Source organism: Streptomyces milbemycinicus, from assembly GCF_002154605.1.
Taxonomy (GTDB): Bacteria; Actinomycetota; Actinomycetes; order Streptomycetales; family Streptomycetaceae; genus Streptomyces; species Streptomyces milbemycinicus.
In genome coordinates, this window is the sequence record NZ_MUNE01000365.1 from 1 (window position 1) to 21,811 (window position 21,811).

A 21,811-nucleotide genomic window follows, 5' to 3' on the forward strand; every position below is an offset into this window, starting at 1 on the left:
CCTTTGACGACAGGCCCTAGCGGCCGAACTGCGCGCCGCCGTTGATGTGCAGCACCTGGCCGGTGACATAGGCGGCCTCCGGGGAGGCCAGATAGCGGATGGCGGCCGCGATCTCGGCGGGGTAACCGGGCTGCCCGGTGAGCGTCTGCCCGATTTGCTGCGCGATGAACTCGGGAGTGCCCCGCTCGCCGAAGAACTCGGTGTCCTGGACATAGCCGGGGGCCACGGCGTTGGCGGTGATGCCCTCCGCGCCCAGGCGTTTGGCCAGGTCGTAGGTGTAGACGTGCAGATGCGCCTTGGTGCCGCCGTACGAACCGGGGCCGCGCAGCGCCGCCACGGAGGACAGATGCACGATCCGGCCGCCGGGCCGGGTGAGATGAGGCAGCAGGGCCTCGGTGAGCAGCACCGCGGTCAGCACGTTGGCCGAGAAGTTCCGCTGGAACTGGTCGGCTATGCCTTCGAGGGTGCCGTCGTTGCCGGGCGCGACATTGCCGCCCGCGTTGGTGACCACGACGTCGACCGGGCCGTCGGCGGCGATGAACTCGGCGGCGCTCCGGGTCTGCTCGGGGTCGCTGAGGTCGGCGCTGGTCCAGGTGACCAGGTCGGCCCCGGTTGCGGCGTTGACCTTCTCCGCGGCGGCGCGGAGCACCTCGGCGCGGCGCCCGACGATGACCACCCGGTCCCCGTCCGCGGCGAAGGATTCAGCGGTCGCCAGCCCGATGCCCGTGCCGCCGCCCGACACCACGATCCGTCGTCCCATCCTGGCCTCCGTACAACTTATTGAATTCCAGTCATATTCGTGAACAGACGCTAGGTAGTAAGCCCTTTCCTGTCAATGGTCACAAGGGGTGCGAGGGTGCGGTCGCGACCCGCCGTTCGGCCGTATCCGCGTTTGACCGCCCGGCCACGGGGATAACGCAGGACTTGCGCTCGTACCTCGCCCCGCCCCGGAGGCTCCTGGTGTTCGCTGTCCCGCTCGCTCATGCCGCCACCGAGGGCGACCTCAGTGGGGCCCGGGCGCAGATGGGTTTCTCGCTCGCGTGGCACATCGTGGTGGCCTGTCTGGGGGTCGGGCTGCCGCTGCTCACCCTGATCGCCGAATGGCTGGGGTGGCGCACCGGGGACCCGGCCTTGAGGATCCTGGCCCGGCGCTGGGCGCGGGGCATGGGGGTGTTGTTCGCGGTCGGCGCGGTGTCCGGCACGATCCTCAGCTTCGAGCTGGGGCTGCTGTGGCCGGGGCTGATGGGCCGGTACGGGCAGGTGATCGGGTTGCCGTTCGCGCTGGAGGGCATCGCGTTCTTCATCGAGGCCATCTTCCTGGGCGTGTATCTGTACGCATGGGACCGGCTGCCGCCCGGTAAACACCTGCTCACCGGTGTGCCGATCGTCATCGCCGGGGTGGCCTCGGCGTTCTTCGTCGTATGCGCCAACGCCTGGATGAACCAGCCGCGCGGTTTCGAGCTGTCCCGCGACGGGCGCGTGGTGTCCGTCGATCCATGGGCCGCGATGTTCAATCCGGCCGCGCCGCCCCAGACCACGCATATGATCCTGGCCGCGCTGATGGTGGCCGCGTTTTTGACCGCGAGCGTGTATGCGGTGGCGCTGCTGCGCGGTCGCCGGGACCGGTACCACCGCGCCGGGTTCTTCATCCCGTTCACGGTCGGGGCCGTCGTCACCCCGTTCCAACTGGTCGTCGGCGACTGGGCGGCCCGTTTCGTGGCCCACTACCAGCCGGCCAAGCTCGCCGCGATGGAGGGCGTCTACCGCACCGGCGACCATGTACCGCTGACGGTCCTCGGCATCAGCAACGGGCACAGCGGCCTCAAGTACGGCCTGGAGATCCCCAGCGGACTGTCGCTGCTGATCGGCTACAGCCCGGACACCGTGGTGCGCGGGCTGTCGGAGGTGCCCCGGTCCCGGTGGCCGGCCGTCACGGGCGTACATCTGGCCTTCGACCTGATGGTGGGGGCGGGCCTGTTTCTGCTGCTCATGGGCGGGTGGCTGGCGCTGGCATGGTGGCTGCGGCGGCGCACCGGCGCCGACGGCGTACTGAGCGTGCCCGGCACACGGGCGTTCCTGACGCTGGCCGTCCTGACCGGGCCGGCCGCCGTGGTCGCCCTGGAGTGCGGGTGGGTGGTCACCGAGCTGGGCCGTCAGCCGTGGGTCGTGCAGGGGGTCATGACGGTCCGGGACGCGGTGAACCCCGCGCCCGGCCTGTTGAACGGGCTGTGGCTGGTGCTGGTGGTCTACTTCGGCATGACGGTGGCCACCGTGTACGTACTGCGCCGCCTGGCCCGGGACCAGCCCGTGCCGATCGCCCCGCAGGAGAGCGACGTACCGCGGTACCCGGTGACATGAGGGCGGGCCCCGGTGACATGAGAAGACCGGTGACATGAGAAGAGGGGACGGCCGGTGCTCGCGAATCTGACGCTCGGGGTGATGTGGATCGGGCTGACCTGCTACGCCCTGTTCGGCGGCGCCGACTTCGGCGCCGGGCTGTGGGATCTGCTGGCGGGCCGCAGCGGGCCCGGCGCCCCGCGGCGCGCCCTCATCGAGCACACCATCGGGCCGGTGTGGGAGGCCAACCACGTCTGGCTGATCTTCGTCGTGGTGCTGCTGTGGGCGGGCTTCTCACCGGTGTTCGCGGCCGTGATGTCCACGCTGTACATCCCGCTCACCCTGACCGCGCTCGGCATCATCGCGCGCGGCGCGGCCTTCGCCTTCCGCAAGGCCAGCACCGAGCTATGGCAGAAACGGCTGTTCGGGGCGTGTTTCGCGCTGTCGTCCGTGCTCACCCCGTTCTTTCTGGGCACCGTCGCCGGCGGTGTCGCCTCCGGCCGGGTCCCGCCGGGGCTGGCGGCCGGGGACCTGATCACCAGCTGGCTGAACCCCACCTCCCTGCTGGGCGGGGTGCTGGCCGTGCTGACCTGCGCCCACCTCGCGGCCGTCTATCTGTGCGCGGAGACCGAGCGGCTGGGGCAGCCGGAGCTGGGGGCGTGGTTCCGGAGCCGGGCGCTGATCAGCGGACTGGCCGCCGGAGCCGTGGCACTGGCCGGAATCGCCATTCTGCACGCCGACGCCCCTCGGCTGTTCCACGGGCTCACCCACCGCGCCCTGCCGCTGGTGGTGCTCAGCGCCTGCGCCGGACTGGCCGCCCTGGCACTGCTGCGCCGCGGCCCGGGCCTGGCCCGGCCGCTGGCGGCGCTGGCCGTGGCGGCGATCCTCTGGGCGTGGGGCGTCGCCCAGTACCCGGCCATGCTGGTACCCGGTGTCACCGTCGGCGACGCGGCGTCCACCCACCCGGTCCTGATCGCCTGCCTGGTCAGCCTGGCGGTCGGGTCCCTGATCCTGGTGCCGTCCCTGTGGTGGCTCTATTCGGTGTTCCAGCGCGAGCCGGAGCCGGCAGCGGCGCCGGGCGAGCCCGGCCGCTAGCGGCCCGAAAGCACTGCATACGGGCCGCGAAGTTTCTGGCGGCCCGGGCGTTACGAGGCGACATATCGGGCACCCGGGGTTCGGAGCGAATTGACCGCAGGAGGCGATCATGACGGAACCGACCCATGCGACCATGGAGTCCCATCCGGACATCCTGGCGATGCGGGAACGCCACACCTGGGCCGAACAGGCCGCTACCACGCCCGTGGCCCAGGCCGTCGAAGCGATATCCCTGATCACCGGTCTTTACCTTGCCGCTTCCCCCTGGATCGTGGGTTTCAACGGCATGTTGACTCTGGCCGTGACCAACCTGATCACCGGAGTCGCTTACGCGGTGCTCATGGGCGGCTTCGGCCATGCCTATGAACGCACCCACGGTATGGCCTGGGCCGCCGCGCTGCTGGGCGTCTGGGCAATCATCGCGCCGTGGGTGGTGTCGGGCAGCGTGGCCACCATGCGCACCATCATCAGCAACGTCATCGTCGGCGCTGTCGCCCTGGTGCTCGCACTGTTCGCCAGCTCGCAGGCGAAGGCGAAGGCGGCCACCCCGGGCCGCGGGGGCTCGTCCGCTCGCGCGGGGCGCTGACGGTCCGGGACAGAACGGAGGCATTCGAATGACTGAGCCCTACCGTTCCACCCCGTCCCAGGCGGAAGGCGAGCGCGAGAACGACACACCCGGGCGCACGGTTCACCCCGATGTGCCGGTGTCGACCCCCTCACAGGCAGAAGGGGAGCGCGAGGAGGAAGAGAAGAACGAGCGGAAGAAGTAAATAGCCAGGCCACGAGGGCTCGGAGCCCGCTCGGAGCCCCCAAGGCTCGCCCCGGTGCCCGGGCCGGGCCGGTGACGGCGGTCACCGGCCCTCCTCGACAAGGAGGAGCCACCGTGGAAATCGGTGTATCGACCTTCGTCACCGACCAGGGAATCGGGCCCGCCCCGCTGGGGCGAGCCCTCGACGAGCGGGGCTTCGACTCGCTCTTCATCGCCGAGCACACCCATATCCCGGCCAGCCGTCGTACGCCCTACCCGGGCGGCGGGGAACTGCCGGAGATCTACTACCGCACGCTCGACCCGTTCATCGTGCTGACCGCCATCGCCGCGGTCACCGAGCGGCTGCTGCTGGGCACGGGCATCGCCCTGGTGGCACAACGGGACCCGATCATCATGGCGAAGGAAGTGGCCTCGCTCGACCTTGTCTCCGGCGGGCGTGTCATCGTCGGAATCGGCGCCGGATGGAACCGCGAGGAGATGGAGAACCACGGTACGGACCCGACCACGCGAGGCCGGCTGGTCAACGAGCGGCTGCAGGCGATGCGCGAGCTGTGGACGCAGGAGAAGGCCGAATTCCACGGGGAATTCGTCAACTTCGACCCGGTGTACCTGTGGCCCAAACCGGTGCAGCGCCCGTATCCGCCGATCTACGTGGGCGGCGTCGAGGCCGCCTTCACGCGGATCGCCGCCCTCGGCGGCGACGCCTGGCTGGCCAACGCCTCGTCGCCGGAGCAGCTGGCCCCGCTGATCGAGCGGATGCGGAGTGTGGCCGGCCGGGACGTGCCGGTGACGGTGTACGCGGTGCCACCCACACCGGAGGCGATCGAGGGATACGGGCGGCTGGGCGTGGAGCGGGTCCTGTTCTATCTGCCGACCGTGCCGGAGGGCGAAACACTCGGCCAACTCGACACGATGGCCCAGGTCGCCGCCCGGTTCCGGTGAGCCGCCGGGAGCCACGCGGTGCCCACGACGACAAGTGTCCGGGCGCGGGAGCGCTTCGCGCGGGCCAGGGTGGCCCGTCTGGCGACCGTCGGCGCCGGGGGGCGGCCGCATCTGGTGCCGGTGGTGTTCGCGCTGACCGGTGACACGGTGGCGACGGCAGTCGATCACAAGCCGAAACGCTCACAGCGGCTCAGACGCCTGGACAACATCCGCGCCAACCCCGCCGTATGCCTCCTGGTGGACGGCTACGACGAGGACTGGGACGTCCTGTGGTGGGCGCGGGCCGACGGCACGGCCCGCGTCCTGCCGCCCGCCGACGAGTCGGCCGCCTCCGCCGCGTACGTACGGCTGCTGGCCGACAAGTACGCGGCGCAGTACGCGGACCGGCCGCCGACGGGGCCGGTCGTGGAGATCGCGGTCGACCGGTGGAGCGGCTGGCAGGCCACCGGTACCGCCTGAGGGCATCCGGCGCCGCCCGAGACCGCCCGCGCCGCCAGGCGAAGAGGCCCGTACGGGGAGAGGATGGTGGTGTCGGGTACGGCCTTCTGTTCCATCGAGGAGGTGGACGGCCATGAGTTTCTCCTCCGACGACGCACATGGCGCCGAGCAGCGGCGCGAGCAGCCCTACGGCGCCGAACAGCGAGGCGCGGAGCAGCGGGGCGCAGAGCAGCAAGGTGCGGAGCCCTACGGCACGGCTCAGCGAGGCGAGCGGCCCCCGGAGTTCGAGACCCCGTTCGCCGGTGCCCTGGGCATGCTGTCCAATGCCACCTGGCAGGTCATGGTGACCACGGGCATCATCGCGGTCGCGCTGGGCGTCATGGTGCTGGCCTGGCCGGGCGCCACCCTGGCGGTGCTCGGCGCCCTCTTCGGCGCCTATCTGCTGATCACCGGGATCTTCCAGCTGGCGGGGGCCTTCGGCGCACACGTACCAACGCATCTGCGCGTGCTGAGCTTCATCAGCGGCGCCCTCGCCGTGCTGCTCGGCCTGCTCTGCTTCCGGGGACCGGCACAGTCGATCCTGCTGCTGGCCCTGTGGATCGGGTTCGCCTGGCTGATTCGGGGCGTCATGGTGACTGCCGCCGCCATCTCCCACGAAGGGCTTCCGGCCCGCGGCTGGCAGATCTTCTTCGGTGTCATCAGCATGCTGGCCGGCATCATCCTGATCGTCGCGCCATTCGGCTCCATCACGGCGCTCGCCGTGGTGGCCGGTATCTGGCTGCTGGCGCTGGGAGTGATCGAGGTGTTCCACGGTGTCCAGCTGCGGGTTCAGCTGGGCCACCACCCTCCGCGCGAGGCGGAACGCCGGCCGCACTTCCCGCGCTTCAGGCCGCATCCCCAGCCGTAGTCCCGGTCATGGCCCTCCCCGCGCGGCTCCCCCGCTGTTAGCCTCTGCTGTGGCAACCGGTTGTCATGCGGTTACCCGACTCGGGGGCACAGCGAGGGGTGGGCCATGGTACGGAAGGGCGGCGACGGGGGACGTCGCACGATCCGGGATGTCGCGGCCCGCGCGGGGGTGTCCGCGTCCACGGTGTCACGGGTGCTCGGCGGCGTGTACCCGGTCAGTACGCAGACGCGTACCCGGGTGATGCGGGCGGTCCGCGAGCTGGACTATGTCGCCGACGCCCACGCCAAGGCGGTGGCGGGCGCCGGCACCCCGACGCTCGCGTTCGTCCTCGACGACATCACCGGCCCGTCGTTCGCGCATATGGCGCACGGCGTGGAGCGCGAGGCGGCCCGGCTCGGCCATCTGTGCCTGGTGTGCAGCACGGACGGCGACGCCGACCACGAGCAGCAGTTCATCGAGATGATGCGCGCCCAGCGCGCCGCCGCCGTGATCCTGGTGGGCGGCGCCGCGGACACCTCCGACTACCGTCGGCGCATGGCCCGTATCGCCGAGTCGCTGGCCTCGGCCGGCTCACGGCTGGTGCTGTGCGGGCGGCCGCCGCTGGATCCCGGCACCCCGGTGACGGTCATCGAGTACGACAACGAGAGCGGGGCCTACGCGCTGTGCTCGCATGTCCTCGCCCAGGGCCACCGGCGGGTCCTCTTCCTCGGGGGCAAACCGGAGAACACCGCCGCCCAGGGGCGTGAGCGCGGCTATATGGCCGCGCACCGCGCCCGGGGCCTGGATCCGGACCCGGCGCTGCGGCGCTCCGGCGACTTCACCCGTGACTCGGGCCACCGGCTGATGCGCCAAGCTCTCGACGCGGGGCTGGAGTTCACCGCCGTGGTGGCCGCCACGGACATGGTCGCGGCGGGGGCGCTCACGGCGCTCCACGAGGCGGGGCTGCGCGTACCCGGCGATGTGTCGCTCGCCGGGTACGACGACATCCCGTTCGCCCGGGATCTGCGTCCGCCGCTGACCACGGTCCATGTGCCCTACGAGGAGCTGGGCCGGCTCGCCGTCCGTACCGGCCTCGGCAGAACACCGGACACCCCGGATGAACACCTGCTCCTGGGCACCCATGTGGTGATCCGCGACTCGGTGGCCCCGCCGGCGGAGGCGGCCCGGTAGCGGCTGCCCGGCAACCGGTTTCCGCCCCCCGCGGGCATCGGTCTCCCTCAGCCGGTGCCGATGGCCGAGCTGGGCCCGGAGCGGGACTTCACGATCGAGGGCACCTGGGCGGCCGGGTCGAGGGTGTACGAGTAGTACGACTTCGGGTCGAAGGCCGTCCCGCCGCTTTCGTTGCGCCCGGAGGTGTTGGCGAACACGCTGCCCCGCTGGACCAGGGAGGCGGTGGCGTCCTTGATCACCGGGTTCTTCATGCCCTCGAAGTAGCTGTTCTCCAGCACCATCTTGGTGTTGCCGCGGGCGTAGTTGCCGTACGAGGAGTTGATGCTCGTCCCCGGATCGTCCTGCAGATAGTTGTTGTACAGATGCGCGTGCGCGACGTTGTCGGTGGACGGGTTGCGCTGTTCGGTCTCGTGGAACCAGTTGTGGTGGATCGTGATGTCGGCGGTGGTGTTCTCCGTCCAGCCGATGCCGAACGCCTTGTTGTGCTGCTCCAGCCGGTTCCAGGACACCGTGAGATAGGTGGTGTCCTTACGGCTGTCGATCAGGCCGTCGGCCATGTGCCGCAGATCGTTGTGGTCGATCCACACATGGTGGGCGCCGTCCATCTGGATGCCGTCCCAGTCGTGGTCCTTGTCGTTCCACGTGCCCTCGTAGGAGTCGCGGATCGTCAGGTTGCGGATGATGACGTTGTGCACGCCCTGGCCGAGGAAGAAACCGCCGCCGACGATCTGGCCCGCGGTCCCCGAGCCCACGATCGTCTTGTTCGAGGCGACCTTGATCTCCTTGCCCTTCGGGTCCATGGTGATCGCCCCGGCCACCACGATGACGTACGGCTCGGCAGCCGTCGCGTACCTCTCCAGATCGGCGAGCGTACGCACGGTCACGGTTGCCCCGCCCCGGCCGCCGTACGTCCCGTTCTGTCCCAGCGCGTTGACCGAGGCGAAACCGTCGGCGACGTCATCGGCCCACGCCGCCGCGCTCGTCGTCAGCTCCGCCCGCGGTCCGGATTCGGCCCGGGCGAAGGTCCCGCCGTCCGCGAGACCGGCCGCGGCGCCCAGTGCCAGGGCCAGTCCGGCCGTCAGACCGAGCCTGCCCCAGCCCCTGCTGCGCCGCGCTTTCTGCCGCTCGGCTTCCATCGCTACCTCTTCCACAGCTCGGGAGATGTCGTCCATGCCCCTGTCGCCGCCGCGGGCCGAGAGGTTGCCCCATCGGGTCATCGGGTCGGGTCGGGTCGGCTCGGCTACCGTCAACGGTTGGCGGGCGGCGGAACGGAGCATGGTCGCCCAAAGCGGTAGACGCCGGTCCGGTTCAGCCTCTCCACCGCCCCCTCTCAAAAAAAATGCTTGCTCTGCATCAAGCGTTTTTCTGAGAGGGGGCGGGGGAGCCGGTCCCGCCCAGTAGTGCTCGCCTGTCCGTTGCGCTCCCAGGCCCCGGATCAGCGCACCGCTGGACCGACCGGCCGGCCACCGCGCGGCAGCAGTCGCGGCGGAGCGCAGCGGAGCCTGCTTTGAGCTCAGCCGCCCGCCGAGCCGAGGAATCGGGACACCGGGCTGGCCGCCCCCTTCCCCCCTCCTGCTGGCGCTTTGGACCCGGAGGGTCCGAGACGAAAGCCGCACCCGCGTGAACCGAATGCCGCGAGACGCCGCATCGGCGCAGCGCAGCACAGATGTCCGGCCCGCCCTACTCCGCGAGGGGCGGCTGCCATTCGATCATCAGAATCGTGGCGTCGTCGCTGAGTTCGTTCTTCCCCTGGTCGAGGATGGCGTGGATGAGCAGGCGCAGCACTTCCGAGGCGGTGTGCCCCGCGGCCGTCGACCGGATGATGTAGTCGGTGAAGCGCTCCAGGCCGAACTGCTCGCCTCCCTCGTCGCGCGCTTCGACGACCCCGTCGGTGTAGAGCAGGATCTGGTCCCCGGGTTCGAGCGCCGTCTCGTGCACCTGGCGGGGGTCGCTGGACATGCTGGCGGGCAGGCCCAGCGGCGGTTCGGGGGGCCGCGCCAGCGCCTTCTGGTGCAGCCGGTGGCGGCGGATGAGCAGCGGCGCCGGATGGCCGCAGTTGCACCAGCGCAGCACGCCGGTGGGCATGTGCAGCTGGGCGAAGATGCCGGTGCAGAACTGGTCCGGCAGCCACCGTGACAGCGCCTCGTCCACGGCCGTGACCAGCTGTGCCAGGTCCGCGCCGGTGCGCCGGGCGTTGCGGCAGCCCGCCATGGCCACGGAGGTGGTGAGGCCGGACGCCAGATCGTGGCCCATGGCGTCGAGAATCGTGGCGTGCAGGATGTCCTCGGTGAACGAGTGGTCGAAGGCGTCGCCGCCCAGCTCGTACGCGGGCTCCACGACCGCGGTCGACACCACCCGGCCGGTGCCGATCGAGCGCGGCGGCAGAAACGCCCGCAGCATCTCCGTGTGCAGCTGCATGGGCCGGGTACGGCAGCGCTGCGCGATCGAGTCGATGTAGGTGCGCTTGGAGATGACGATCAGGGCGAGGAGCGAGGCCAGCGCCCGGCACCGCCAGAGCCTGTGCCCGTCCAGGGTCTTCATCGTGAAGCGCACGACGCCCAGCCGCTCCGCCGCGTTGACCAGCGGCAGCCATACGACCAGGCCGCCCGCACCGTCCTCGGTCACCCGCAGGGAGTCCGTGCGGTACGCCCATCCGGCCAGGGTGCCGTCGGCCTCCATGTCCTCTTCGCCCTCGTCCAGCGGCAGCAGCAGCCTTTGCTGGAGATCGACGAGATACACGACGACCCGGCCCAGGCCCATGGCCTGGACATACCGGTTCAGGACCTCGGGGAGTTCCGCGGGGGAAGCCTCCTGGGATGTCCTGACCAGCTCTTCCAGCAGGGCTTCCGCGGTTCCGGCCGAGATCGACGCGTCCGCGCCCACCATAGGGTCAACTCTACGGAATCCCGCTCAGACGGGCAGGCGCGGCACACTGTCGACGAGGCGGCGGGTGTACGTATGGGCCGGGTCGCCCAGCACCTGGGCCGTGTCGCCCTGCTCCACGATGCGGCCGCGCTCCAGGACCGCGGTGCGCTCGCACAGGGACGCGACGACCGACAGGTCGTGGGAGACCATGACGATCGTCAGCCCCCGCTCCTGCTGCAACTCGGCCAGCAGATCGACGACTTTGACCCGGGTGGTGACGTCGAGCGCGCTGACGGGTTCGTCGGCGAGCAGCACCCGCGGGTCGCATACGGTGGCGCGGGCGATCGCGATGCGCTGGCGCTGTCCGCCGGAGAACTCGTGCGGATAGCGCCGCGCCGCGTCGGCCGGCAGCCCGACCCGCTCCAGGGCCTCGGCCACCTTGGGCGCCGCCGTACGCCTGCTGTCGATGCCGAGCGAGCGCAGCGGCTCGGCCACGGTGGCGCCCACCCGGCGGCGCGGGTCGAGCGAGGAGTACGGGTCCTGGAAGACGCACTGCACGCTGCCGCGGAAGCGGCGCATCAGCTTGGCGTCGCGGAGGCGCAGCGCCTCGCCGTCGAAGCGCACGGTGCCGGTGGTGGGCCGGGCGAGCCCGAGCAGCAGGCGCAGCAGGGTCGTCTTGCCCGCGCCCGACTCGCCGACCAGGGCGAGGCTGTGTCCGGCCGCGACGGCGAGGGACACGTCCTGGAGGACGGGGGCGGTGCTCCCCCGGTAGCGCAGCGCGACGTCGTCCAGTTCCAGTACGGGGGTCGTCGCCTCCACTGCGGGGGTCATCGCGCGCTCCTCGGGGCCAGGGCGGACTCCAGCTTGCGCGCGCTGGCCACCAGGGTCCTGGTGTACTCCTCGCGCGGCGCCCGGACGATCTCGTCGACGGTGCCCTCCTCCACGGCGCGGCCGTCCTTCATGACCAGGGCCCGGTCGGTGACCTTGGCGACGACCGCAAGGTCGTGGCTGACGAACAGGACCGCCATCTCGCGTATCCGCACCAGGGTGTCGATCAGGGCGAGCATGTCGGCCTGCACGGACACGTCCAGTGCGGTGGTCGGCTCGTCCGCGATGAGCAGCTTGGGCTCGCAGGCAAGCGCCATGGCGAGCGCCACGCGCTGGCGCTGCCCGCCGGAGATCTCATGCGGGAAGGCGCGGGCGATACGGCCCGGCTCGGGCAGCCGCACCTGCTCCAGCGCCTCGGCGACGGCCCGCTTGAGGGCGCCGCCGGTCAGCCCCCGCCGCTGGCGGAGCGGTCCGGCGATCTGCCGGCCCACCCGCATCAGCGGGTCGAGCGCGGTCAGTGGCTCCTGGAAGACGATGGCGGCGTCCCGGCCGCGTACGCCGGTGAGCCGTTTCTCGCTCGCGCCGACGATCTGGGTGCCGCCCAGTTCGACGCTGCCGGTGGCGGTCATGCCCTCGGGCAGCAGTCCGAGGACGGCGAGGGTGGTCAGCGACTTGCCGGAGCCCGATTCGCCGATGACTCCGAGCCGTTCGCCGGGGGCGACGGACAGCGAGAGGTCGTCCACGAGGGTGCGCCCGTCCGCCGTGCGGACGGTGAGGCCGCGTACGTCGAGGAGGGTCATGCGCGCCTCCGCCGGGTCGCCGGGTCGAGGGTGTCGCGCAGGCCGTCGGCGATCAGGTTGACGCCGATGACCAGCAGTACGAGCAGGATGCCGGGGGCGAGCGCTCCGGCCGGGGCGGTGGTGAAGGTGGCCTGGGCCTCCTGGAGCATCCGGCCCCATGAGGCGCTGGGCGGCGGGGCTCCCAGGCCCAGGTAGGAGAGCCCGGCCTCGGCCAGCACCGCGAGGCCGAACTGGAGCGCCAGGTTGACCACGAGGGTGGGCCAGATGTTGGGCAGGACGTGTCCGGCCACGATCCGGGGCCAGGAGGTGCCCGAGGTGCGGGCGGCCGTGATGTAGTCCTGCGCGAGGACCCGTTTGACCAGGATGCGGACCAGGCGGGCCACGACCGCGCTCTGCGCGATCCCGATCGCCAGCACGGCCGACCCCAGGGTGGCCGAGCGGGCGGCGACGATCAGCATGGCGAGCAGCAGCGTCGGGAAGGCGATCAGGATGTCGAGGAACGCGGAGAGCGTGTCGTCGAGCCAGCCCTGTGCGAACGCGGTCAGCACGCCCAGGGTGACCCCGAGCGCGGCCGCGATGAGGACGGAGCCGAGCCCCGCCTCGACGGCGATCCGGGAACCGGTCATCGCTTGCGTGAACAGGTCGCGGCCGAGCTTGTCGGTACCCAGCAGGTGGTCGGTGGCGGGGCCGGTGAGCCGTCCGCCGGAGGTGTCGTCGGTGGCGTACGGGAGCCAGAACAGGGAGACCAGGGCGAGCAGGAAGATCAGACCGGCCAGGACGCAGCCCGCCAGCAGCGTGTACGACCGCTTGGCCCTCGAGGACTGGTCCGGGGCCTCCACGAGGGGCTGGGCCGGGGATGTCGCGCGCGTCATCGGGAGCCTCCCGACAGCCTGCCCCGCAGCCGCGGGTCGATGATCCGCTGGATGAGGTCGGCCGCGAAGCCGATCAGCAGCACCGCGAGCGTGGAGACGAACAGCACGCCCTGGATGACCGGGTAGTCGTGCTGGGCGATACCGGTCGCGAGCATCGAGCCCAGGCCCGGCAGTGCGAACACCGACTCCACGACGACCGCGCCGAGCAGCGTGGACGCCAGCTCGATGCCCAGGATCGAGATCACCGGCACGGAGGCGTTGCGCAGCCCGTGCCGCCACATGGCCCGCCCGAACGAAGCGCCCAGGGCCCGCGCGGTCCGCAGATAGTCGCTGCCCAGTACGTCGAGGGTGGCCGAGCGGACGTACCGGGTCAGCGACGCGCCCATCACCAGCGCGATCGTGACGACCGGCAGCACGAGCGAGCGGATCGCCTCGGCGGGCTCGGCCCAGCCGTCCTGGGGGAAGCCGCCCGCGGGCAGCCATCCGGCGTTCAGCGCGAAGACAGCGATGAGGATCATGCCGAGCCAGAACACCGGGATCGCGATGCCCAGCTGCGACACCCCGCTGAGGAGCGCGCCGTACCAGGTCCGCCGCTTGTACGCGGCGATGAACCCGGCCGGGACGGCGATCAGCACCGCCAGTACGAAGGCCGCGAGCGTCAGCGGGATGGTGACGTTCAGCCGCGAGGAGACTTCGGGCCCGACCGGCAGCGAGCTGACGAACGAGGTGCCGAGGTCGCCCCTGGCCAGCTGCCCGATCCAGTGTGTGAACTGCTCGGGCAGCGGCCGGTCGGAGCCGATGGCGTGGCGTGCCGCCGCGATCTGCTCGGGGCCCGCGCCGACCGAGGTGAGCGCGTTGGCGGGGTCCCCGGGCAGCATGCGCAGCAGTACGAACAGCACCACGCTCGCCAGCGCCAGTGACACCAGCAGGAAGGCAAGGCGGCGCAGGAGATACCGCGCCATCAGCCCTTCTTCTGGATGTCGTAGGCGTAGAACTGCGAGTTGAGGCCGTTGACGGGGTAGCCGGAGAGCTTGCTGTTCGCGACGACGATCTGCGGGTACAGGTACAGCCAGTCGCTGGCCGCGTCCTCGGCGGTCTTGCGGTTGACCTTCTTCAGCAGTTCGGTCTGCGCGGCCGTGGTGGGCGCCGCTTCCGCCTGCTCCACCCAGCGGGTGACCTGCTTGTTGTCGTAGCCCCAGTAAAAGTCGGGGTTGCCGTACCAGACCAGGTCGCGGTCGTTGACGTGCTCCTGGAGGGTGGCCGCGAAGTCGCGGTTCTTGTAGACCTTCGTGTACCACTCGTCCGGCGTGATCGTGTTGATCTTGACGGTGATGCCGACCTTGGCGAGCTGCGACTTGATGAAGGTGGCCGCGGTCGGGTGCGGGTCGTAGTTCGGGGTGTCGAGGGTGAAGGTGAAGCCGTTTCCGTAGCCGGCGTCCTTCAGCAGCTTCTTGGCCCGGGCGGTGTCATACGCGTTGACCTTGGTGAGGTCTTCGTACCAGGGGTCGGTGGGCGGCACCATCGAGCCGATGAGCTTGCCGTATCCGCCCCAGACGGACTCCAGCAGCTTCTTGTCGTCGATGGCGGAGGACACCGCCTGCCGGACCCGGACGTCGGTGAACGGCTTGGCCTTGTCGTTGAAGGCGAGCAGCAGCTTGGTGGTCGAGTCGCCGTCGCTGACCTTGTAGTTCTGGTTGTTCTTGAACTGGTCGAGGGCGTCGGGCGACTGCTCGCTGGTGACCACGTCCACCGCGTTGGTCAGCAGCGCGTTGTTCAGCGCCGTGGCGTTCTTGTAGTAGTGGAAGACGACGCCCTTGTTGGCGGCCGCGCGGCCCCAGTAGCCGGCGAACCGGTCGAGGGAGAGGGCCGAGCCGCGGGTCCACTTGTTCAGCGTGTACGGCCCGGTGCCGTCCTCGCTCGTCTTCAGGCTCTTCGCCTCGGAGTTGACGATCCAGACGTAGGAGAGGTTGTAGACGAAGGAGATCGACTTCTTCGAGAGCGTGACCTTCACGGTCTTCGCATCGGGGGTGGCGATGTCCTTGATGACCTCGAGGTTGCTCTTACGGGCGGACTGCGAGTCCTTCCCGATCACCTTCTCCAGGCTGTACTTGACGTCCTGGCTGGTGAGCTTCTTGCCGCTGTGGAACTTCACGCCGTCGCGCAGGGTGAAGGTGTAGGTGAGCCCGTCGCCGCTGACCTTGTAGTCCTGGGCGAGCAGCTTCTCGACCTTGCCGTCGTCGGTGAGCCGGAACAGCCCCTCGTAGACATTGCCGGCCAGCGCCTCGGTGACGCCCTGGCCGCCGCCCGCGGTGTTGTCGAGGTTCTGCGGCTCGTAGAGCGAACCGACGCCGACGGTGGCGTTCTTGTCGTACGCGCCGCCCGAGGCGCTTCCTCCATTGGAGCCCCCGCCGCAGGCGGTGAGGGTCAGGGCGAGGGTGGCGGCCGTGGCGCCGCCGTACAGGGCGGACTTGGTGATGTTCATGGAGGGTGAGCTCGTTTTCTGCGGGGTGTGCCGCGAATTCTGCGGAGTGTGCCGCGAAGGGGTCTGCTGCGGGGAGATCAGTGCTGTGCGAGGAAGCCGTCGCGGAAGACGGGGCGCTGCTCACCGGCCTCGACGGGCAGGTGGAAGCGGTTCTGCCGCGGCGGCATCGGACAGTTGTACTGGTCGGAGAATCCGCAGGGCGGCACAAAGGCGCGGTTGAAGTCCAGCCGGACCCGGCCCGGGTCGGCGGTGCGCTCCACGAAGAGGAAGCGTCCGGCGCCATAGGTGGTGTCACCGTTGGTGGGGTCGCCGAAGACGAGCAGCAGGGTGCCGTCGTCGTCGAAGGCGCTGAGCGTGTAGTCGCGGCCGTCCACAGTGAGCGCGATATCGCCCGGTACGACCAGGTCGCGGGTGCCCCCGTTGTCCCGGATGTGCTCGAACGCGACGCGCCGGGCGCCCGGCACCGGGTGGTACGAGGCTTCGAGGACCCATGCCGGGTCGTACGGGAAGGCGTCGACGCGCTCGAAGTGGCGGATGGCCGGCGACTGGGCGTCCCAGAAGCGCAGACCGTGCTCGGGCTCGCCGGTGACCAGGTCGGTGCGGGCGAGGGTGGTGACGGTGACATGCTCCGGCTGTCCCGCGCGGGCCGCGTCGAGGTCGGGGCGCTCACCGGACGGCAGCCAGCGGGTCTCCACGAGGGCGAGGTTCCCGGTGGCGGAGGTGACCGAACGCCGACGCCGGGCTCGCCAGTCCTCCCAGGCCGCGGCGGGGTCCGCGGTCGGCTGGTCGGCGGCGGTCGGCTGATCCGGGGTGGCGGATGTGCGGGTCACGGCGTGCGGCTCATTTCGGAGTGTGTCACGCCTCGATGATCACGCTGCGTGAAGTACCCAAAGGGCCTTCTTTATCACCCATAAGCCTTCCTAATGTCAAATTCGCGCCAGATGGCGAGATGCCCTCGGCCCACAGGGGGCGCGAACGGCGGATTCGGCGAGTCTTTGTCCTGAGACAGGAGAAAGTCCACAGCGATTGCAGCGTAAGTTCTTCCCACGCCGGACAACCGCTGCTACGTTCCCCCTGAAAGCCCGACCAGTGGCATGCCGATGACGGCGGGAGGGGCAGTGTGAGGCGCATGACGGCACGACCCGCGAACGCCCATCAGGCGCGTCTGCTGCGTCTGCTGCGCGACGGGGGACCCACCTCCCGGGCGCAGCTGGGCGACTGGATGGACCTCTCGCGCTCCCGGCTGGCCGTGGAGGTCGACCGGCTGCTCGACACCGGGCTGGTGATCGCCGACGGGCTCGCCGCCTCCCGCGGCGGGCGCCGCTCGCACAACATCCGGCTCGCCCCCACGCTGCGCTTCCTCGGCGTCGACATCGGCGCCACCTCGGTCGACGTGGCCGTCACCAACGCCGAGCTGGAAGTGCTCGGCCACGTGACCCAGCCCATGGATGTGCGCGAGGGCCCGGTCGCGGTCTTCGAGCAGGTCCTGGCCATGGCCGCGAAGCTCCGGGGGTCCGGGGTGGCCGAGGGGTTCGACGGGGCCGGGATCGGGGTCCCGGGCCCGGTGCGCTTCCCCGAGGGGGTGCCGGTCGCGCCGCCGATCATGCCCGGATGGGACGGCTTCCCCGTACGGGAAGCGCTCAGCCAGGAGCTGGGCTGCCCCGTCATGGTGGACAACGACGTGAACCTGATGGCGATGGGAGAGCAGCAGGCGGGCGTCGCGCGCTCCGCGAAGGACTTCCTCTGCGTCAAGATCGGCACCGGCATCGGCTGCGGCATCGTGGTCGGCGGCGAGGTCTACCGCGGTACGACCGGCAGCGCCGGCGATATCGGCCATATCCAGGCCGAGCGCGACGGCCGGCCGTGCGCCTGCGGCAACCGCGGCTGTCTGGAGGCGTACTTCGGCGGCGCGGCGCTCGCCCGCGACGCCGAGGCGGCCGCGCGGGAGGGCCGGTCCGCTGAGCTCGCCGCCCGGCTGGAGGCCGCCGGAAGCCTCGCCGCCACCGATGTCGCGGCAGCCGCCTCGGCGGGCGACGCCGCCGCGCTCGACCTCATCCGCGACGGCGGCACCCGCACCGGCCAGGTACTCGCCTCGCTCGTCAGCTTCTTCAACCCCGGCCTGGTGGTGATCGGCGGCGGGGTGACCGGCCTCGGCCACAATCTGCTCGCCGCCATCCGCACCCAGGTCTACCGCCAGTCACTGCCGCTGGCCACCGGCAACCTCCCCATCGTGCTGGGCGAACTCGGCGCCGTGGCCGGGGTCATCGGGGCGGCCCGCCTGATCAGCGACCACCTCTTCTCCCCGGCCTGACCCGACACGCACCACCCGCAACCACAGGCACCACACCTACGCACCGCACCGCACCGCACGCACCGCACGCACCGCACGCACCGCACGCACCGCACGCACCGCGCCACACCACACGCACACACCACGGGCACGCGCGCACGTGAACCGCGCGACGCCCGCCACACCCGCCGCATTCCGTACGCACCGCACGACGCGCACCACACCAACCCCCCGCCATTCCTCGATCAGCCCTGCCCACTCACCGGCGCACCGCCGAGGAGGCCCGCCATGGCACCGCCCGAACCGCCACCACTGCTCACCATGTCCGCCATCGCCAAGTCCTTCCCCGGCGTACGGGCCCTCGACGGGGTCGACCTCGACGTCCAGGCGGGTGAGGTCCACTGTCTGCTCGGCCAGAACGGCGCGGGCAAGTCCACCCTGATCAAGGTGCTGGCCGGGGCCCATCAGCCCGACCAGGGCGAGATCCACTGGCAGGGCCGCCCGGTGCGGCTCAAGTCGCCGGTCGCCGCCATGCGCCTGGGCATCGCCACCATCTACCAGGAACTCGACCTGGTGGAAGGGCTGTCCGTGGCCGAGAACGTCTTCCTCGGCCATGAGCTCGCCACCGGCGGATTTCTCCGCCCCCGCTCGGCCCGCGCCGCCACCGCCGACCTCCTCGCCCGCCTCGGCCACCCGGAGATCCCCCCGGACGCGCTGGTCGGCTCGCTCCCCGCGGCCGGACAGCAGATCGTCTCCATGGCCCGCGCCCTCTCCCACGACGTACGGCTGATCGTCATGGACGAGCCGTCCGCCGCCCTCGACCCCGACGAGGTGGACAATCTCTTCCGCATCGTCGGCGATCTGACCGGGGACGGCGTCGCCGTCGTCTACATCTCCCACCGGCTGGAGGAGATCCGCCGCATCGGCGACCGCGTCTCCGTCCTCAAGGACGGCCGCGTCGCCGCCCGCGGACTGCCCGCCCGCACCACCCCGACCCGCGACATCGTCGCCCTGATGACCGGCCGCGACGTCGAGTACGCCTTCCCCGAACGGCCCGCACCGGACGCATCGTCCGAGGCCCCCGGCGAGGGCAAGCCCGTACTGCGGCTCGAAGGGCTGGCCAGGGCGGGCGAGTTCGAACCGCTCGACCTGGATCTGCGCCCCGGCGAGATCGTGGGGCTCGCCGGTCTCGTCGGCTCCGGCCGCTCGGAGATCCTGGAGACCGTCTACGGGGCCCGGCGGCCGACCGCCGGCCGCGTCCTCGTCGACGGGCGCCCGCTGCGCCCCGGCAGCGTCACCGCCGCCGTACGCGCCGGGCTCGGCCTCGCCCCCGAGGAGCGCAAGGCGCAGGGGCTGCTGATGCTGGAGTCCATCACCCGCAATGTCTCGGTGTCCTCGCTGGCCCGCTTCTCACGCGCCGGATGGCTGGACCGCGGGGCCGAACGGACCGCGGCCCGGGAGGCCGTACGGGATCTGTCGCTGCGCCCGGACGACCCGGAGCGCCCGGTGCGCACCCTGTCCGGCGGCAACCAGCAAAAGGCCGTGCTCGCCCGCTGGCTGCTGCGCGGCTGCCGCGTGCTGCTGCTGGACGAGCCCACGCGCGGCGTCGACGTGGGCGCCCGCGCCGAGTTGTACGCCCTGATCCGCCGCCTCGCCGACGACGGCGTGGCCGTCCTGCTCGTCTCCAGCGAACTGCCCGAGGTCCTGGGCCTGGCCGACCGGGTGCTGGTGCTCCGCGAGGGCCGCGTCGTACACACCGCACCGGCGCGGGAGCTGGACGAACACCGCGTCCTCGACCTCGTCATGGAAGGGAGCCCGTCGTGCTGAATCAACCCGGGGGGCAGCCGGGGTCTGCCGCCCCCGCGAATGCCGCCGCCGAATCCACCGCCACGCTCACCAAGGAGAGCCCGCCGGGAGCGTCCAACGGCCGTCCGCCGGCCGGCCGGGCCGCCGGGGGCGGCCGGCTGCGGGCGCTCGCCGATCTGCGCAATCTGTCCCTGGTCGGGGTCCTCGCGGTGCTGGTGGCCGTAGGCGGCTTCACCAAGCCCAATGAGTTCCTGACCACCGACAATCTGCAACTCGTCCTGACCCAGGCGTCCGTGATCGGCGTCGTCACCGTCGGCATGACCTTCGTCATCACCAGCGGCGGCATCGACCTGTCCGTCGGCGCGATGGTCGCCCTGGCCTCGGTCTGGGCCACGACACTGGCCACCCAGGACTTCGGGCTCGGCGGCATCCTGATGTGCGCCGTCCTGGTCGGGCTCGGCTGCGGTCTGGTCAACGGCGTGCTCATCGCGTACGGCGGCCTGGTCCCCTTCATCGCCACGCTCGCCATGCTCGCCTCCGCCCGTGGTCTCGCGCTGCACCTCAGCGACGGCAAGACGCAGGTCGTCACCGTGCAGCCGGTCCTGGACCTGGGGCTGCCCGACGCGTACGTACTGGGCGTCCCGCCGCTGGTGATGATCTTCGCCTTGGTCACCGTGGTCGGCTGGCTGGTGCTGAACCGTACGACCTTCGGCCGGCGCACCGTCGCCATCGGCGGCAACCCGGAGGCCGCCCGGCTCGCGGGCATCGACGTCAGGCGGCAGCGCCTGATGCTGTATCTGCTGTCCGGGCTGTGCTGCGGTATCGCCGCGTTCATGCTGATCGTCCTCACCGGCTCCGGCCAGAACACCAACGGCAACCTCTACGAACTCGACGCCATCGCCGCCGCGATCATCGGCGGCACGCTGCTCAGCGGCGGCCGGGGCACCATCACCGGCTCCGTCCTCGGCGTCCTCGTCTTCACCACCATCACCAACCTGTTCGCCCTGAACAACCTGCAGAGCGATATCCAGCAGATCGCCAAGGGCGCGATCATCGTCGCCGCCGTCCTGGTCCAGAAGGGTCGTACGAACCATGAGGGATAACCCACGCACACCGGCCAACTCCCCGATGAGCCCCAGCCGCAGAAACCTGCTGTTCGGCACCGCCGCCGCGGGCGCGCTCTTCGCCGCGGGCTGTACGAGCAACGAGAACAACGACGACAACGAGAACAGCAGGCAGGCCGCGAACACGGCCGACACCAAGCCCGGCAAGAAGGTCACCATCGGCTTCGCCGGCCCGCAGGCCGACCACGGCTGGCTCAACGCCATCAACCAGCAGGCCAAGCGGCGCGCCAAGGAGTACGAGGACGTCACACTCGAGACCACCGAGGGCTCGAATGACACCGCCCAGCAGATCGGCCAGATCGAGACGCTGATCAACAAGAAGGTCGACGTCCTGGTCATCCTGCCCGCGGACGGCAAGGCGCTGACCCAGGTCGGGCTGAAGGCCATGAAGGCGGGCATCCCCGTCGTCAACCTCGACCGGATCTTCGCCTCCCCGCAGGCGTACCGCTGCTGGATCGGCGGCGACAACTACGGCATGGGGCTCAACGCGGGCCGCTACATCGGCGAACAGCTCAAGGGCAAGAAGAACGCGAAGGTCGTCGAGCTGGCGGGCCTGGACAACCTGGAGCTGACCGGGCAGCGCACCAAGGGGTTCGACGACGCCCTGAAGAACTACCCCAACATCGAGAAGGTCGGCCGCCAGGCCGCCGAGTTCACCGTCGAGTCGGGCCAGGCGAAGATGGCCCAGTTGCTCCAGGCGCATTCGAAGTTCGACGCGCTCTGGAACCACGACGACGACCAGGGCGTGGGCGCCGAGCGCGCCATCCAGCAGGCCGGGCGGGACGACTTCCTGATGGTCGGCGGCGCGGGCGCCAAGCGCGCCATGGACGCCATCAAGGCCGACAACAGCGTGCTGAAGGCCACCGTCCTCTACCCGCCGACGATGGCCGCCTCCGCCATCGACCTCGCCCGCGCCCTCGGCCAGGGCAAGGGCGTCGGCGGCCTCGCCGAACTGGAGATCCCGGCGTCCCTGACGCTCTACTCCGCCGTGGTCACCAAGGACAACGTCGACGCCTACCTGCCCACGGGCTTCAGCTGACCGCGGCCCATCGGCCCAGATCCGGCCCCTGACCCCCCAGCGCCTGA

20 protein-coding genes and 1 pseudogene are annotated in these 21,811 nt (G+C 70.8%); 12 read left to right on the forward strand and 9 right to left on the reverse strand.

Going from position 1 to position 21,811, the window contains the following annotated elements; translation table 11 throughout:
- Positions 1-16: 16 nt before the first annotated feature.
- Positions 17-760, reverse strand: coding sequence for an SDR family NAD(P)-dependent oxidoreductase (locus CCN51_RS28005; RefSeq protein WP_014174763.1), 744 nt, complete (start codon positions 758-760; stop codon positions 17-19).
- A 200-nt stretch (positions 761-960) separates the two neighbouring features.
- Between CCN51_RS28005 and CCN51_RS28010 the strand changes: the two genes are divergently transcribed.
- The 8 genes from CCN51_RS28010 (at position 961) to CCN51_RS28040 (ending at position 7,658) form a co-directional block, all read left to right on the forward strand.
- A complete protein-coding gene (locus tag CCN51_RS28010; protein WP_014174764.1) occupies positions 961-2,358 on the forward strand; it encodes a cytochrome ubiquinol oxidase subunit I in 1,398 nt (465 codons plus the stop codon).
- Between the two features lie 54 nt (positions 2,359-2,412).
- Positions 2,413-3,432 (forward strand): cytochrome d ubiquinol oxidase subunit II, encoded by a 1,020-nt coding sequence (locus CCN51_RS28015; RefSeq protein WP_014174765.1) that lies wholly within the window; start codon positions 2,413-2,415, stop codon positions 3,430-3,432.
- A gap of 109 nt (positions 3,433-3,541) precedes the next feature.
- Complete coding sequence (locus CCN51_RS28020) at positions 3,542-4,018, forward strand: SPW repeat protein (RefSeq protein ID WP_014174766.1); 477 nt, start codon at positions 3,542-3,544, stop codon at positions 4,016-4,018.
- Between the two features lie 28 nt (positions 4,019-4,046).
- Positions 4,047-4,202: a hypothetical protein gene (locus tag CCN51_RS56000; protein ID WP_014174767.1), complete on the forward strand. Its 156-nt coding sequence runs from the start codon at positions 4,047-4,049 to the stop codon at positions 4,200-4,202.
- A 113-nt stretch (positions 4,203-4,315) separates the two neighbouring features.
- Positions 4,316-5,143: an LLM class F420-dependent oxidoreductase gene (locus CCN51_RS28025; RefSeq protein ID WP_014174768.1), complete on the forward strand. Its 828-nt coding sequence runs from the start codon at positions 4,316-4,318 to the stop codon at positions 5,141-5,143.
- 18 nt (positions 5,144-5,161) lie between these two features.
- Complete coding sequence (locus CCN51_RS28030) at positions 5,162-5,602, forward strand: TIGR03668 family PPOX class F420-dependent oxidoreductase (RefSeq protein WP_043486358.1); 441 nt, start codon at positions 5,162-5,164, stop codon at positions 5,600-5,602.
- A gap of 112 nt (positions 5,603-5,714) precedes the next feature.
- Positions 5,715-6,488 (forward strand): HdeD family acid-resistance protein, encoded by a 774-nt coding sequence (locus CCN51_RS28035; RefSeq protein WP_014174770.1) that lies wholly within the window; start codon positions 5,715-5,717, stop codon positions 6,486-6,488.
- A 105-nt stretch (positions 6,489-6,593) separates the two neighbouring features.
- The gene (locus CCN51_RS28040) at positions 6,594-7,658 is read left to right on the forward strand and encodes a LacI family DNA-binding transcriptional regulator (RefSeq protein ID WP_014174771.1); all 1,065 of its coding nucleotides are present in this window, start codon (positions 6,594-6,596) and stop codon (positions 7,656-7,658) included.
- A gap of 53 nt (positions 7,659-7,711) precedes the next feature.
- Here CCN51_RS28040 and CCN51_RS28045 read toward each other — a convergent pair.
- From CCN51_RS28045 to CCN51_RS28080, 8 genes and pseudogenes are all read right to left on the reverse strand, one after another.
- Positions 7,712-8,794 (reverse strand): annotated as a pseudogene (locus CCN51_RS28045) (pectate lyase family protein); the annotation flags it as partial.
- A 544-nt stretch (positions 8,795-9,338) separates the two neighbouring features.
- Positions 9,339-10,544, reverse strand: coding sequence for a PP2C family protein-serine/threonine phosphatase (locus tag CCN51_RS28050; RefSeq protein WP_014174773.1), 1,206 nt, complete (start codon positions 10,542-10,544; stop codon positions 9,339-9,341).
- Between the two features lie 24 nt (positions 10,545-10,568).
- On the reverse strand, positions 10,569-11,354 hold the full coding sequence (locus tag CCN51_RS28055) for an ABC transporter ATP-binding protein (RefSeq protein ID WP_014174774.1): 786 nt from the start codon (positions 11,352-11,354) through the stop codon (positions 10,569-10,571).
- Positions 11,351-12,151, reverse strand: coding sequence for an ATP-binding cassette domain-containing protein (locus CCN51_RS28060; protein ID WP_014174775.1), 801 nt, complete (start codon positions 12,149-12,151; stop codon positions 11,351-11,353). Before CCN51_RS28060 ends, CCN51_RS28055 begins: the two co-directional genes overlap by 4 nt.
- On the reverse strand, positions 12,148-13,023 hold the full coding sequence (locus CCN51_RS28065; protein WP_014174776.1) for an ABC transporter permease: 876 nt from the start codon (positions 13,021-13,023) through the stop codon (positions 12,148-12,150). The genes CCN51_RS28060 and CCN51_RS28065 overlap by 4 nt, the downstream gene beginning before the upstream one ends.
- Entirely contained in the window at positions 13,020-13,985 is a 966-nt protein-coding gene (locus CCN51_RS28070) for an ABC transporter permease (RefSeq protein ID WP_014174777.1), read from the reverse strand. Before CCN51_RS28070 ends, CCN51_RS28065 begins: the two co-directional genes overlap by 4 nt.
- Positions 13,985-15,505 carry an ABC transporter substrate-binding protein gene (locus CCN51_RS28075; RefSeq protein ID WP_014174778.1) on the reverse strand — a complete coding sequence of 507 codons (1,521 nt, stop codon included), beginning with the start codon at positions 15,503-15,505 and terminating at the stop codon, positions 13,985-13,987. The genes CCN51_RS28070 and CCN51_RS28075 overlap by 1 nt, the downstream gene beginning before the upstream one ends.
- Positions 15,506-15,582: 77 nt before the next feature.
- The gene (locus tag CCN51_RS28080) at positions 15,583-16,335 is read right to left on the reverse strand and encodes a DUF1684 domain-containing protein (RefSeq protein WP_014174779.1); all 753 of its coding nucleotides are present in this window, start codon (positions 16,333-16,335) and stop codon (positions 15,583-15,585) included.
- A 299-nt stretch (positions 16,336-16,634) separates the two neighbouring features.
- On the opposite strand from CCN51_RS28080, the gene CCN51_RS28085 reads away from it, so the two are divergent.
- From CCN51_RS28085 to CCN51_RS28100, 4 genes are all read left to right on the forward strand, one after another.
- Positions 16,635-17,816: an ROK family transcriptional regulator gene (locus tag CCN51_RS28085; protein WP_014174780.1), complete on the forward strand. Its 1,182-nt coding sequence runs from the start codon at positions 16,635-16,637 to the stop codon at positions 17,814-17,816.
- 267 nt (positions 17,817-18,083) lie between these two features.
- Positions 18,084-19,622 (forward strand): sugar ABC transporter ATP-binding protein, encoded by a 1,539-nt coding sequence (locus CCN51_RS28090; protein ID WP_014174781.1) that lies wholly within the window; start codon positions 18,084-18,086, stop codon positions 19,620-19,622.
- A complete protein-coding gene (locus CCN51_RS28095) occupies positions 19,616-20,704 on the forward strand; it encodes an ABC transporter permease (protein WP_014174782.1) in 1,089 nt (362 codons plus the stop codon). Before CCN51_RS28090 ends, CCN51_RS28095 begins: the two co-directional genes overlap by 7 nt.
- Positions 20,694-21,764 (forward strand): substrate-binding domain-containing protein, encoded by a 1,071-nt coding sequence (locus tag CCN51_RS28100; protein ID WP_055413887.1) that lies wholly within the window; start codon positions 20,694-20,696, stop codon positions 21,762-21,764. The genes CCN51_RS28095 and CCN51_RS28100 overlap by 11 nt, the downstream gene beginning before the upstream one ends.
- Positions 21,765-21,811 lie beyond the last annotated feature (47 nt).